This is a genomic window from Streptomyces sp. SID8374, from assembly GCF_009865135.1.
GTDB lineage: Bacteria > Actinomycetota > Actinomycetes > Streptomycetales > Streptomycetaceae > Streptomyces.
Map to the genome: position 1 here is coordinate 3,462,599 of NZ_WWGH01000001.1, position 13,723 is coordinate 3,476,321.

Annotated in this window: 12 protein-coding genes; 7 read left to right on the plus strand and 5 right to left on the minus strand. The window is 71.0% G+C overall.

Features of this window, described 5'->3' with window-relative positions; translation table 11 throughout:
* Positions 1-213 precede the first annotated feature (213 nt).
* From GTY67_RS15120 to bldG, 3 genes are all read right to left on the minus strand, one after another.
* Complete coding sequence (locus GTY67_RS15120) at positions 214-2,667, minus strand: sodium-translocating pyrophosphatase (RefSeq protein WP_161279043.1); 2,454 nt, start codon at positions 2,665-2,667, stop codon at positions 214-216.
* Between the two features lie 395 nt (positions 2,668-3,062).
* Complete coding sequence (locus tag GTY67_RS15125; RefSeq protein WP_161279044.1) at positions 3,063-3,512, minus strand: ATP-binding protein; 450 nt, start codon at positions 3,510-3,512, stop codon at positions 3,063-3,065.
* A gap of 205 nt (positions 3,513-3,717) precedes the next feature.
* A complete protein-coding gene (gene bldG, locus GTY67_RS15130; protein WP_093690221.1) occupies positions 3,718-4,059 on the minus strand; it encodes an anti-sigma factor antagonist BldG in 342 nt (113 codons plus the stop codon).
* A gap of 79 nt (positions 4,060-4,138) precedes the next feature.
* Between bldG and GTY67_RS15135 the strand changes: the two genes are divergently transcribed.
* Positions 4,139-6,643, plus strand: coding sequence for a DEAD/DEAH box helicase (locus GTY67_RS15135; RefSeq protein WP_161279045.1), 2,505 nt, complete (start codon positions 4,139-4,141; stop codon positions 6,641-6,643).
* Between the two features lie 4 nt (positions 6,644-6,647).
* Here the strand turns inward: GTY67_RS15135 and GTY67_RS34985 are convergent, their stop codons facing one another.
* Together GTY67_RS34985 and GTY67_RS15145 are read right to left on the minus strand one after the other, a co-directional pair.
* The gene (locus GTY67_RS34985; protein ID WP_343238686.1) at positions 6,648-7,130 is read right to left on the minus strand and encodes a TlpA disulfide reductase family protein; all 483 of its coding nucleotides are present in this window, start codon (positions 7,128-7,130) and stop codon (positions 6,648-6,650) included.
* Positions 7,131-7,312: 182 nt separating this feature from the next.
* Positions 7,313-7,822: an RICIN domain-containing protein gene (locus tag GTY67_RS15145; protein WP_093690215.1), complete on the minus strand. Its 510-nt coding sequence runs from the start codon at positions 7,820-7,822 to the stop codon at positions 7,313-7,315.
* 205 nt (positions 7,823-8,027) lie between these two features.
* Between GTY67_RS15145 and GTY67_RS15150 the strand changes: the two genes are divergently transcribed.
* The 6 genes from GTY67_RS15150 to GTY67_RS15175 all read left to right on the plus strand — a co-directional run bounded on the left by GTY67_RS15150 (position 8,028) and on the right by GTY67_RS15175 (position 13,466).
* On the plus strand, positions 8,028-8,504 hold the full coding sequence (locus GTY67_RS15150) for a DUF3515 family protein (RefSeq protein WP_093690213.1): 477 nt from the start codon (positions 8,028-8,030) through the stop codon (positions 8,502-8,504).
* A gap of 717 nt (positions 8,505-9,221) precedes the next feature.
* Positions 9,222-10,145: a mycothiol synthase gene (mshD, locus tag GTY67_RS15155; protein ID WP_161279047.1), complete on the plus strand. Its 924-nt coding sequence runs from the start codon at positions 9,222-9,224 to the stop codon at positions 10,143-10,145.
* Positions 10,146-10,632: 487 nt separating this feature from the next.
* Positions 10,633-10,956, plus strand: a complete 324-nt coding sequence (locus GTY67_RS15160) for a MerR family transcriptional regulator (protein ID WP_093690998.1) — start codon at positions 10,633-10,635, stop codon at positions 10,954-10,956.
* A 115-nt stretch (positions 10,957-11,071) separates the two neighbouring features.
* Positions 11,072-11,560, plus strand: coding sequence for a GntR family transcriptional regulator (locus GTY67_RS15165; RefSeq protein ID WP_161279048.1), 489 nt, complete (start codon positions 11,072-11,074; stop codon positions 11,558-11,560).
* The gene (locus tag GTY67_RS15170; protein WP_161279049.1) at positions 11,557-12,480 is read left to right on the plus strand and encodes an ABC transporter ATP-binding protein; all 924 of its coding nucleotides are present in this window, start codon (positions 11,557-11,559) and stop codon (positions 12,478-12,480) included. The genes GTY67_RS15165 and GTY67_RS15170 overlap by 4 nt, the downstream gene beginning before the upstream one ends.
* Positions 12,477-13,466 (plus strand): ABC transporter permease, encoded by a 990-nt coding sequence (locus tag GTY67_RS15175; protein ID WP_161279050.1) that lies wholly within the window; start codon positions 12,477-12,479, stop codon positions 13,464-13,466. The genes GTY67_RS15170 and GTY67_RS15175 overlap by 4 nt, the downstream gene beginning before the upstream one ends.
* The last annotated feature ends 257 nt before the right edge of the window (positions 13,467-13,723 follow it).

Here is a 13,723-nt window from a genome sequence, read left to right on the forward strand (position 1 = left end):
GGTGCCGGGCATCCGGTGTACCCCCTTTTGAAGCCATTTGCACCAAGGGAAATGAGGGAGATGCCACTCGGCCGGAGAATCCGACACCCGTACGGTCACTCACCGGAACGGCGGGATTCGATCACCGGTTCCCACACAGAGGAGCAGGCGGGCGGTACGTCAACACGCACCACCCGCCCGCACGGTGACCGCACGTCACCCGGAGCCGTGGATCTACGAGGCGGCAGCCGGGTCCGGTGACGGCACCGAAGGACCGCCGCCGCCCGGCGCACCGCTGTCGTCCTCGCCCACGGCGATTCCGCGCCGCTTGGACACGTAGACCGCGCCGACGATGACCACGAGGGCGAAGACGGCGACCAGCGCCCGGATCCAGGGGTTCGCGTCCGCCCCGTAGCTGAACTGCACCACCGCGGGTGCGATGAGCAGGGCCACCAGGTTCATCACCTTCAGGAGCGGGTTGATCGCCGGGCCCGCCGTGTCCTTGAACGGGTCGCCGACCGTGTCGCCGATCACGGTCGCGGCGTGCGCGTCGCTGCCCTTGCCGCCGTAGTGCCCGTCCTCGACGAGCTTCTTGGCGTTGTCCCAGGCACCGCCGGAGTTGGCGAGGAAGACCGCCATCAGGGTGCCGGTGGCGATGGCGCCCGCGAGGTACGAGCCGAGCGCGCCGACGCCCAGGCTGAACCCGACCGCGATCGGCGCCAGGACCGCGAGCAGGCCGGGCGTGGCCAGCTCGCGCAGGGCGTCCTTGGTGCAGATGTCGACGACGCGGCCGTACTCCGGCTTCTCCGTGTAGTCCATGATCCCGGGGTGCTCGCGGAACTGCCGCCGCACCTCATGGACCACGGCTCCGGCGGACCGGGAGACCGCGTTGATGGCGAGTCCGGAGAAGAGGAAGACGACCGCCGCGCCGAGGATCAGGCCGACGAGGTTGTTGGGCTGCGAGATGTCCAGGCTCAGCCCCAGCTCCCCCGCCCCGGCGCCCACGTCGGCGACCGCCGTGGCGATGGCGTCGCGGTAGGAGCCGAAGAGCGCGGCCGCCGCCAGGACGGCGGTGGCGATGGCGATGCCCTTGGTGATGGCCTTGGTGGTGTTGCCGACGGCGTCCAGGTCGGTGAGCACCTGGGCCCCGGCGCCGGTCACGTCCCCGGACATCTCGGCGATGCCCTGGGCGTTGTCGGAGACCGGCCCGAAGGTGTCCATGGCGACGATGACGCCGACCGTGGTGAGCAGCCCGGTCCCGGCGAGCGCCACCGCGAAGAGCGCCAGCATGATCGACGTACCGCCCAGCAGGAACGCCCCGTAGACGCCGAGGCCGATCAGCAGCGCGGTGTAGACGGCCGACTCCAGGCCGATGGAGATACCGGCCAGCACCACGGTCGCCGGGCCGGTCAGCGAGGACTTCCCGATGTCCTGGACCGGGCGGCGCTTGGTCTCGGTGAAGTAGCCGGTGAGCTGCTGGATCAGCGCGGCGAGGACGATGCCGATGGCCACCGCGACCAGGGCGAAGACGCGGGGGTCGCCGCCGTGCGTGGTGATCGCCTCATCGGTGACGCCCGTGAGCCCGGCGTACGAGGACGGCAGATAGGCGAACGCTGCCACGGCCACCAGGACGAGCGAGACCACGGCGGAGATGAAGAAGCCCCGGTTGATCGCGGTCATGCCGCTGCGGTCGGCGCGGCGCGGGGCGACGGCGAAGATCCCGATCATCGCGGTGACGACACCGATCGCCGGGACCATCAGCGGGAAGGCCAAACCGGAGTCGCCGAAGGCGGCCATGCCGAGGATGAGTGCGGCGACGAGCGTCACGGCGTACGACTCGAAGAGGTCGGCGGCCATGCCGGCGCAGTCACCGACGTTGTCGCCCACGTTGTCGGCGATGGTGGCGGCGTTGCGCGGGTCGTCCTCCGGGATGCCCTGCTCCACCTTGCCGACGAGGTCGGCGCCCACATCGGCGGCCTTGGTGAAGATCCCGCCACCGACCCTCATGAACATGGCGATCAGCGCCGCCCCGAGGCCGAAGCCCTCCAGCACCTTGGGCGCGTCGGCCGCATAGACGAGCACCACACAGGAGGCGCCGAGCAGCCCGAGCCCCACCGTGATCATTCCGACCACACCACCGGTACGGAAGGCGATTTTCATCGCCCGGTGCGAGACGGTGGTGAGATCCTTTTCCGGTTCGCCCTCTCCCGGAGTCGCCTCACGCGCGGCGGCGGCCACACGCACATTGCTCCGTACGGCGAGTCGCATACCGATGTACCCGGTCGCCGCCGAGAAAAGCGCACCCACCAGGAAGAAGAGGGAACGCCCCGCGCGCTGCGACCAGTTGTCGGCCGGCAACAAGAACAACAGGAAGAACACGATCACGGAGAACACGCCGACCGTGCGCAGCTGGCGGGCCAGATAGGCGTTGGCGCCTTCCTGGACCGCCGCGGCGATCTCCTTCATCCGTTCGGTGCCCTCGCCGGCCGCCAGCACCTGGCGTACCAGCAGCCGGGCGACGATGAGCGCGGCGACGGCGACGACCGCCACGATGATGACGATCAGCCGGTTGTCGTCGGTGAGGACCGCCGCCGCGAGGGAGACGGGCCCGTCGGAAAGTGCGGATTCCTGCGTCGGTGCAGCCATTGCGGCCGGTGCAGCCATTGGGGTGGTGAAGAACTCCGCCATACGTCCTCCTTGACGCTCAGCGCTCAAGACGTGGACGGATTGTAGGGAGCGGAACCTGATCAAAACAGTGGTCGGGAAGAGAATTGATCGCGCTCCCCCCAACGCCGAAAGATCGACGGAGGCATTTCCCCGAATGCAGTAACGGGGCAGGTGCATTACCCGGCCGCATTACGGGGAGAGGCCGCGCGGGACCACAGGGAAAAGGCCCTGCTCAGCAGGGCCTGGGAAAAGCAGCACGGGCGGTTGCCGGTATGTCACCGCCGTACAGGACCCCGGCATAACGGCGCCGCCGTACGGGACACCGGCAGGGCGCCGACGCGCAGGGCCGCACGCCTGAAGGAGGGGCTGGACGCTTCAGGTGCGGGCCGGGCGCCTCAAGGGCGTACCGGCACCCCTCAGGGGCGTACCGCGGCAAGGGCCGTCGGCCAGCTCATACGGATGGTTCCGCCGTCCGCACCGGACCGGACCTCCACGTCGTCGACGAGACCGCTGATGACCGCGAGGCCCATCTCGTCCTCGCCCCCGTCGCCCTCGGCCTCGTCCGGGCCTCCGGAGGCGCTGCGGGCTCCGGGCGCGGCGGCCCCGCTCGCGGGATCAGGGACGCCGTCCCCGACCTCGATGGAGAACGCCTTCTCCTCCTCGGTCAGCACCACGCTGACCGGCGCGGTGATGCCGTGGCTGCGGTGCAGCCCCACGGCACGGCTGCACGCCTCACCGACGGCGAGCCTGACCTCGTCGAGCACCGCCTCGTCGACGCCGGCCCGGCGCGCCACGGCGGCCGCCACCAGGCGGGCCGTCCTGACATGTTCAGGCTGGGCACTGAAGCGGAGTTCAACGGTGGCCATGCGATCCCCCTGGAACGTTCGGGCGTACGCGTCAGAGGCCCCGGGCCTGAGCCCGGCACCCCTGCTCTCCTCCGGAACCGACAAGATCGACAAAGCTGACAGCCGACCCGAAGGCCGACCGCCTGCCCGTCGCGGCCCGGTCGCTGCCGCTGTCGGCCCGTTCACTGCCTGACGACCGGCCCGGGGGCCGGCAGGGAAACCGACCTCAGTCGGTGGCGGCTACGGCCTCGTCGACCGTGGTGTGAATCGGGAACACCTTGGTCAGGCCCGTGATCCGGAAGATCTTGAGAATGCGCTCCTGGTTGCAGACCAGGCGCAGCGAGCCCTCATGGGCCCGGACACGCTTCAAACCGCCCACGAGCACGCCGAGGCCGGTGGAGTCGAGGAAGTCAACACCTTCCATGTCGACAACCAGGTGGTAGCTGCCGTCATTCACCAACTCGACCAACTGCTCGCGCAGCTTGGGCGCGGTATACACATCAATCTCGCCACCGACCTCGACAACCGTACGGTCGCCAACATTGCGAGTCGACAGGGACAGGTCCACGGATCCTCCAGCACCTTGCTATCGAGCGGTCGCCCCTCGGTCTCCCCGACGGAGGCCAGGGGACGGATCGCCAGCCGCGATGGCATTCAATCACTTACCAGCAGCCATGCACGACGCCTTGGGACCATTGTCCGTCACGCCAGTGACACACTCGGTGCCGATGGCCAAGAATCACCGTCCCGGACGACCACCCGAGAGTGGGGACATGCGCCCCTCTCCCGCCATGATCCTCGACCGGCTCGCCACAGGGGCGGGCCGGGCCGCGCGCATCACTCATACGGAGCACTTGCCCCCTAGATCGGGAACCCATGCCATCTGGCCGGATCGCATCCGGCCAGAAGTGATCTCGGCGATCGAAAAAGCCGGAATCGACCATCCGTGGGCCCACCAGGCGGCCGCCGCCGAGCACGCGCTGGACGGCGAATCGGTCGTGATCGCCACCGGTACGGCGTCCGGCAAGTCGCTCGCGTACCTCGCCCCGGTCCTCAGCACCCTGCTGGAGGGCTCCGAGGCGCCGAACGGCCGCGGGGCGACCGCCCTGTACCTCGCCCCCACCAAGGCCCTCGCCGCCGACCAGCGGCGCTCGGTGAAGGCCCTGGCGGCGCCCCTGGGCAACGCCGTACGGCCCGCGGTCTACGACGGCGACACCCCGGTCGAGGAACGCGAATGGGTGCGGCAGTACGCGAACTACGTGCTGACCAACCCCGACATGCTGCACCGCGGGATCCTGCCGTCCCACCCCCGCTGGTCCTCCTTCCTGCGCGCGCTGCGGTTCGTCGTGATCGACGAGTGCCACACCTACCGGGGCGTCTTCGGCTCCCATGTCGCCCAGGTCCTGCGCAGGCTGCGCCGCCTCTGCGCCCGCTACGGGGCGAACCCGGTCTTCCTGCTCGCGTCAGCCACCGCCGCCGATCCCTCGGTCGCCGCCGGGCGCCTGACGGGCCTGCCGGTCAAGGAGGTGTCCGACGACGCCTCCCCGCGCGGCGAGCTGGTCTTCGCCCTCTGGGAGCCCCCGCTGACCGACCTGCACGGCGAGAAGGGCGCGCCCGTACGCCGTACCGCCACGGCCGAGACCGCCGACCTGCTCACCGATCTGACCGTCCAGGGCGTCCGCTCGGTCGCCTTCGTACGTTCCCGGCGCGGCGCAGAACTGATCTCGGTCATCGCCAAGGAACGCCTCGCGGAGGTGGACCGCTCCCTGCCGAAGCGGGTCGCCGCCTACCGCGGCGGCTACCTCCCGGAGGAACGCCGCGCCCTGGAGCGGGCCCTGCACTCCGGTGAGCTCCTCGGCCTCGCGGCCACCACCGCCCTCGAACTCGGCATCGACGTCTCCGGCCTCGACGCCGTCGTCATCTGCGGCTACCCGGGCACCCGGGCCTCCCTCTGGCAGCAGGCGGGCCGCGCCGGCCGCTCCGGGCAGGGGGCGCTGGCAGTCCTGGTGGCCCGGGACGATCCGCTGGACACCTATCTGGTGCACCACCCCGAGGCGCTGTTCCGGCAGCCCGTGGAGTCGACCGTGCTGGACCCGGACAACCCCTACGTCCTGGCCCCCCACCTGTGCGCGGCCGCCGCCGAGCTGCCCCTCACCGAGCCCGACATCGCCCTCTTCGGACCCGCGGTGCCCGAGCTGCTCCCCCAGCTGGAGGCCGCGAAGCTGCTGCGCCGACGGGCGTCGGGCTGGCACTGGACCCGCCGCGAGCGGGCCGCCGACCTCACCGACATCCGGGGCGGGGGCGGACGCCCCGTACAGATCGTCGAGGAGTCCACCGGGCGCCTGCTGGGCACGGTCGACGCGGCCGCCGCCCACACCGCCGTCCACGAGGGCGCCGTCCACCTCCACCAGGGCCGCACCCACCTGGTCCGGAAGCTGGACCTGGAGGACTCCGTCGCCCTGGTCGAACAGGCCGACCCGCCGTACTCGACGGTGGCCCGAGACACCACGGCCATCTCCGTCCTGGAGACCGACACCGAGATCCCCTGGGGCCAGGGGCGGCTCTGCTACGGCTCCGTCGAGGTCACCAACCAGGTCGTCTCGTTCCTCCGCCGCAAGCTGATGACCGGTGAGGTCCTGGGCGAGACCAAACTCGACCTGCCTCCCCGCACCCTGCGCACCCGGGCCGTCTGGTGGACGGTCACCGAGGACCAACTCGACGCCGCCCGGATCAACCCGGAGATCCTCGGCGGCGCCCTCCACGCGGCCGAACACGCGTCGATCGGCCTGCTCCCGCTCTTCGCCACCTGCGACCGCTGGGACATCGGCGGCGTCTCCATACCGCTGCACCCGGACACCCTGCTGCCGACGGTCTTCGTCTACGACGGCCACCCGGGCGGCGCCGGATTCGCCGAACGCGCCTTCCACACCGCCCGTACGTGGCTGACGGCGACCCGCGAAGCCATCGCCTCCTGCGAGTGCGAGGCGGGCTGCCCCTCCTGCATCCAGTCCCCCAAGTGCGGGAACGGCAACGAGCCCCTGCACAAACGCGGCGCCGTACGCCTGCTCACCGAACTCCTCAGGGGGGCACCACCGGAGGCGCAGACGGAGCCGCAGGCAGAGGCAGAGACGCAGCCGGAGCCGGAGGCCTGACGGATCAGGACGGCAACAGCGGCGTGACCAGCTTCTTCAGCTCCGCCTCACCTATCGCCCCGATCCGGGTCGCCGCGATCCGCCCCTCGGGGTCGACGACGACCGTGAACGGGTAGCCGACGGTGCTGACCACGCCCTTCGGAAGGCGGAGAAGCTGGCGCCCCCGCGGGTCGTGCAGGCTCGGATACACGAGCGCCGTGTCCTTCTCGAAGGCACGCGCCGCCTCGACCGAGACGTCCGCGTTGACCCCGACCACCCGCAACCCCTTGGCCTGCAACTCCTCGTGCACCCGGGAGAGGCCGGGAGCCTCCGCACGGCACGGGCCGCACCACGACGCCCAGGCGTTGACCACGACGACCTTGCCCCGCAGCTCCTTCAGGCTGACCCGGCCGTCGCCGTCCACGCGCTTTCCCGCCAGCTCCGGCATCGCCGGACGGTCGGCAGGGGCGAAGGACTTCAGCGGCCCGGGCCTGCGGGCGTCGTCCACCGGCGGAGGGGATGCCGAGCACCCCGCCAGCGCGGCGAAGAGAAGGACCGCCGCACATGAGGCTCGTAGCGTTCTCACGCTCGTCGATGATGCCACCGTCCCCTTCGGGTTCTGCGGACGGGTGGGGGGCGAAGGCACCGGCCCGGTCCCGGAAAAGGGACCGGACCTGAGAACCGTTCTCGTCAGGACAGACCCCATTCCTGGCGACCGCGGGCCGCGCTCGAATCGCTGAGCTTCTCCAGGTACGGGTGCGAACCGGCCTTCGTGGACTTGGAGGCGATGGCCTTGCCCGCCGACTTGCTGTAGATCTTCGAACCGCCGAGGGCCCACTGGTGGCTCTTCTTCGCCGAGTTGCAGGTGCTCTGCACCAGTCGGCCCTTGGCACCGACGACCAGGCACTTCCCGGACTTGTCATTCTTGATGGTGAACACCGACTTGTTCTTGGAAAGCCGCTTGAGCGTCCACCGCTGCGTCTTGTCGCTCTTGGCGCACTTGCCCAGCACCAGCCGCGCGTTGTTCTTCTTGCTGCCGCCCATGGAAAGGCAGTTGCCCGGCGCCCACACCCGCTCCAGCCGGGTGTGCGCGTACGGGTCCTTCGCCTGGGGCGCCGCCGCCTGCGCGGGTGCCGAAAGGGCCGCCACCGACCCTGCCGTGAGCGCGGCCAGTACGAGCGAACCGGTCGCTTTACGCATCGAGGTCCCCCTTCATGCAGGAACAAAAGGCTGAGCGCTCGAAACTAAGGGTGAACTCCGCTCCGTACCAGGTCCTTTGGGGAGGTGTCCAAAGGGGCATTGCCTCAAAGGGCCGGAAGAAAGACCCGCATTCAGAACGCCTCACCCCATGCCATAACGTGTCGCACGACCACCTCTCCCGGAGCGGGAAGACGAACTGTTGAGCATGCCCAGCAAACGCACAACCCTCCCTCTGGCCGCCGCAGTCGTGGCCGTCGCCGCCGTGCTGATCTTCGTCGTGACCAAGGAACCCCACTACAACGTCCGGCCGGGCGCCCAGTCCGGCAACGCCCACTGCGGGCGCATCACGGAAACCGCTCCCGGAAAGCTGGCAGGACACCCCAAGCACGACACCAAGCTGGCCGGCGTCGCACTCTGGGGCGACAGCAACATCGTTCTGCGCTGCGGTGTGACCGAGATCGGGCCCACCGCGGACCCCTGCTTCGCGGCCGACGGCGTCGACTGGGTCATCGACACCGCGCGATCCAGCGACAACAAGAAGGTGATCATCACCTACGGCCGCACCCCGGCCACCGAGGTCACCGTCACCCACTCCCTGAAGGCGCCCGACGAGGTCCTCGTGGAGCTCTCGGCCCTCATAGCACCGATCCCGCAGACCTCGGAGTGCATCCGGTCGGAGTGAACTCCCGCCACTCCGGGGCGACCTGGGCTCCCCCTGCCGCGCACCGCCCGAAAGGCGGCACCGGCCCGGCCAAGCCTGCGCCCGTCCCTGCTACGGCACGGGCGCAAGCCACCCCGTCATGCGGCAGCAGGCCCCCGGTGACGGCCGGATACCGCCAGGCAGGGCGAGTTTATGGCCCCATTGCTGACTCGTCCGGGAGTAGGCGGATGCGAGCGCGACAACAGCCAGTAGCACCAGTCCCGCGTCTTCGATGCTCGTACACCCTTCCCGGATCCCTGAGGCCCGTGGTGGCGGCGCCGCCCCCGGAGACCGAGTTCACGTTGTTCACGTAGCGGGTCGGAGCGCCCGTGGCGTCGAGCTGCTAGGTCCGGCGCTTGCCGTTCGCGGTCTGCCGGTCCGGGGTGGGAAGTCGGCTGCTGTCGGTCGTGTGGCTCCTGTGGCCGGTGGTGTTCGGGCCCTTCTCGTACGACCGGGATATCGCCGCGCTCGGCCGGGCGGACCGGTTCTTCCGGGGGTGGGGGCCGGCCACGGCCCTTGCGGGTCACCGCGGACCACGACGGGGTGTCCGCACCCGGCCTGTTCGTCATGCGGCCGCCCGCACCTGGCCTGTTCGCCGTGTGGCCGACCGCCGGGGTCCCCCATGTGCCTGACGGAGACCGCCCCGTGCCCCCTCCGCGCACCCCCGTCCGCGCCCCCGCTCCCCGTACGCTCGTCCCCATGACGACTGACGCACCCCTCCCCTCCCCCGGACGCGAGATTCAGGCCCTCGACGCACTCGATGCCGCCCAGGCCGACGCCGTACTCGAACTCCTCGGCGAGGCGGCCCGCTTCGACGGCAGGCAGGCGGTCTCCGAGCAGGGGAGGCTCCGGATCCGGGGCGGACACCGCGTCGGTGTGCGCCACTTCCTGCTCACCAGTGACGGGACCCTCGCCGGGTACGCGCAGTTGGAGGACACCGACCCGGTCGAGGCCCCGGCCGCCGAGCTCGTCGTCCACCCCGAGCGGCGCGGCACCGGCCACGGGCGGGCCCTGGGCGCCGCCCTCCTCGCCGCGACCGGCAAGCGGCTGCGGGTCTGGGCGCACGGCGGCAGCTCGGCCGCCCGGCATCTGGCCCAGGTCCTTGGCCTCTCCCTCTTCCGCGAGCTGCGCCAGCTCCGCCGGAGCCTGATCCCCCTCGACCTCGCCGAGCCCGTGCTGCCCGAAGGCGTCACCGTACGGACCTTCGAGCCCGGCCGGGACGACGCCGCCTGGCTCGCCGTGAACCGCGCCGCCTTTGCTCACCACCCCGAGCAGGGCTCCCTCACCCAGCAGGACCTGGACGACCGCAAGGCGGAGCCCTGGTTCGACCCGAAGGGGTTCTTCCTGGCCGAGCGGGACGGGAAGATCGTCGGCTTCCACTGGACGAAGGTGCACGCCGAGGAGCAGCTGGGTGAGGTGTACGTCGTCGGCGTGCTGCCCGACGCCCAGGGCGGCGGCCTCGGCAAGGCGCTGACCTCGATCGGCCTGCACCACCTGGCCGCCGAAGGGCTGCCCACCGCGATGCTCTACGTCGACGCGGACAACACGGCGGCCGTGACGGTGTACGAGCGGATCGGCTTCACCACCCACGAGGTCGATCTGATGTACCGCACGGAGTCCTGAACCTCGCCTCTCCGGTCGGAAGAAAATCTGTCGTGGCGGGAGTAGACATCTCACTGGCGGCGGGTCTAGTGTTTCTCTCGTAGCCGGACAGCGAGGACGGCACGGCAGTGGAGTGGTGGAGCCGGAAACGGTGGGTTCCTCCGCTGATTGCCGGGCCGGGCGGCCCCCAGGGGCCGCACAGCGGTACTCCGACCTGTCCGTCCGAATGAACCGAACCGAACGAGGTAAGGAGCAGACGCCATCAGGATCGCCCGGGCGAGGCACACACCGCTCGGGTACCGCAGGCCCCAGATCGGAAGGTGGTCCCCGGTCACGCATCCGCGATCCCCGCTCTCCCGCCCTCACCGGCGGACCGGCGGAAAAAGAAGGCCGACGTAAGTAGCGTCGGCAGATGGTGTTGAAGCTCGGGGCCCGAGTGCCGGATGGCACTCGGGCCCCCCGACGTGTCCCCACGCCGAAGACGACGTGTCCCGAAAGAAGAGGTGCTATGCCCGCTAGCAGTACCCGCCCCACCGACAACCTGGACGACGACGACTACCCCGCCTTCACCATGGGCCGGGCCGCCGAGATGCTCTCCACCACGCCCGCCTTCCTCCGCGCACTCGGCGAGAACCGCCTGATCACCCCCCTGCGCTCCGAAGGCGGCCACCGCCGCTACTCCCGCTACCAGCTGCGCATCGCCGCCCGCGCCCGTGAGCTCGTGGACCAGGGCACGAAGATCGAGGATGCCTGCCGCATCGTCATCCTCGAGGACCAGCTCGAAGAGGCTCAGCGCATCAACGAGGAACTGCGGTCCGCACGGACGCGGTAGACCTCCCACAGACACACCCCGGGCACTTCCCCGGGAAGACAGGGGCGGCGTCGATTGACGCCGCCCCTTCCTTGGTGCACCCTTTCACTACTCAATTAGTGAAAGGGTGGTGGCCATGGCAGGATCCGCAGCGGTCGAGTTCCGTATCGACCGGCGCAGCGGCGTCGCCACCTACCTCCAGATCGTCCAGCAGACGAAGCAGGCCCTGCGCCTGGGCGTTCTGGAACCCGGGGACCGGCTGCCCACCGCCCGCGAGGTCGTCGAGGCCACCGCCATCAACCCGAACACCGTCCTCAAGGCGTACCGGGAGCTGGAGCGCGAGGGCCTCGTCGAGGCACGGCGCGGCCTCGGCACCTTCGTACGCCGGACGCTCGGCACGGCGGCCGGGGCATCCGCCTCCGACTCGCCGCTGCGCACCGAACTCGCCGACTGGGCCCGCCGGGCACGGTCGGCCGGGCTGGAGAAGGACGACGTCAGCGCGCTCTTCACCGCCGTACTGGAGAGCACGTACCGGCCGGACGGCGGGCACCGGTCCGACAGCGCGTACCGGCCCGGCGGCACGCACAAGCCTGACAGCACGCACAAGGGGGACCAGGAAAGATGACAGGTGCTGTGATCGAGGCTCGCGGCCTCGGCATGACCTACGGGCGGAGAAGGGGTGCGCGCCAGGCCCTGGACGGCTGCTCCTTCCGCCTGCCCGCCGGGCGCGTCTGCGCGCTCGTCGGGCCCAACGGGGCCGGCAAGTCCACCCTGTTGAACCTGGCGGCGGGGCTGGCCAGGCCGAGCGCCGGGTCCCTCACCGTCCTCGGCTCCGCCGAACCCTCCGCCGTACGCGACCGCATCGCCTACGTGCCCCAGGACAAGCCGCTCTACCCTCAGCTCACCGTGGCCGACACGCTCTGGGCCGGCGGCGAGCTGAACCCCGGGCGCTGGGACCGCGCCACCGCCGACCGGATCGCCGGGAAGCTGCCGCGGGGTGCCCGCGTCCGTACGCTCTCCGGCGGGCAGCGGACCCGGCTGGCGCTGGCCCTCGCGCTGGGCAAGCGGCCCGAACTGATGCTGCTGGACGAGCCGATGGCCGACCTCGACCCCCTCGCCCGGCACGAGCTGATGGGCGTGCTGATGGCGGAGACCGCCGAGCACGGCACCACCATCGTGATGTCCTCGCACATCCTCACCGAGCTGGAGGGCGCCTGCGACTTCCTGCTGTTCGTCGACGGCGGCCGCGTCCGGCTCGGCGGCGAGGCCGAGGACATCGTGGGCGCGCATGCCCTGGTCACCGGGCAGGCCGGTCGCGAGCTGGCCCCGCACACCGTCGTCGAAGCCCGTACGACGGGGCGTCAGCTCACCGCACTCGTACGGAAGGAGGGCCCGGTGGACGAGTCCCTCTGGGCCGCCACGGAACCCTCGCTGGAGGAGCTCCTCCTCGCCCACCTCCGCTCCCCGGAGGCACCACCGCTGATCACGCCGAGCGCCGTTCCGGTTGCGGTCACGGGGCCCCGTGAGGCGGTGGCCTCCGCATGAGCACCCTGACGCCCCCGAAGCCCGGCACCGCCACGGTGCCCGAGGCCCCCCTGCGCGGATCCGTCCGCGTACTCCTGCGTACGCACCGGCGCAGCCTCTGGGCGGCCGGCGCCCTCGTGGTCCTCGGCATCGGCGCCATGGCCGCGCTGCTCGTGTGGGTCGCCGCACAGCGGTGCCCGGACGAGGACGTGGCCGCGTGCGGCAACGGCGACCTCTACATGATCACCACCGCGCAGAGCACGGCCGAGAGCCTCCTCTCCGGCGGCGGTACGGCCATGCTGCTGCTGGCCTGCCTCGTCGGCGCCTTCGTGACGGGTCCGCTGATCGCCCGCGAGCTGGAGAGCGGCACCTTCCGGATGGCCTGGGTCCAGTCGGTCTCCCCCGCCCGGTGGCTGGCGGCCCGGCTCGTCGTGCCCGCCGCGCTGTCCGTCGCCGGGGTCGGTCTGCTGTCCCTCGTCTACCGCTGGGCCTGGACCGAGGTCAGCAACCCGAACGCGTACCGTCTCGTCTGGTTCGACCCCGGCGTCTTCCCGGGCATCGGACCCGTCGCCGTCGGCCACGCGCTGTTCGGCGTGGCCGTCGGGGCCCTGTGCGCCCTGCTGATCCGCCGCATGCTGCCGTCCATGGCCCTCACCACCGTCGTACTCGGCGGGGTCATGGCCGGCTTCACCCAGCGCCGCTGGATGCTGTGGCCGGCCGACCGGCTCCTCGGCAACGGCCACCCCGGTGCCAACACCTGGATCACCGAGACGGGCATGCTCACCGCCTCCGGCGAGAAGCTGCTCCGGCAGGACTGCCCCTACACCGTCGAGGACCCGAACGGCGTCGCCTGCATGAAGGCCCGAGGCGGCGTCACCGAGTTCACCGACTACCACCCCGCCTCCCACTTCTGGCCCCTCCAGCTCGTCGAGACCGGCATCCTGCTCGCTCTCGCCGCGCTCGCCGTGTTCGCCGCCTTCCGGGTCCTGCGCCGCCTGCACGGCTGACCCCGGGCCGGGTACCGGCCGCACCGACCTCGCCGTCCGGGCCCCACGAGGGGTGGGCCCGGGCGGCGATCCCGTACCCGCGCGCAGTCACGTACAGTCACCGCCCGACCATCCCGCAGGCACACCGCTTCCTGTACGTCATGTCGCCGTTACCGGCCATTCAGACGCCCTTGCGACCCTCACGGGATGCAGCCAGCTCTGCCAGCCCCCCGCCGCAACGGGAGAGGCGGGGGGAACACCTCCTCGGCCTCCCCCGG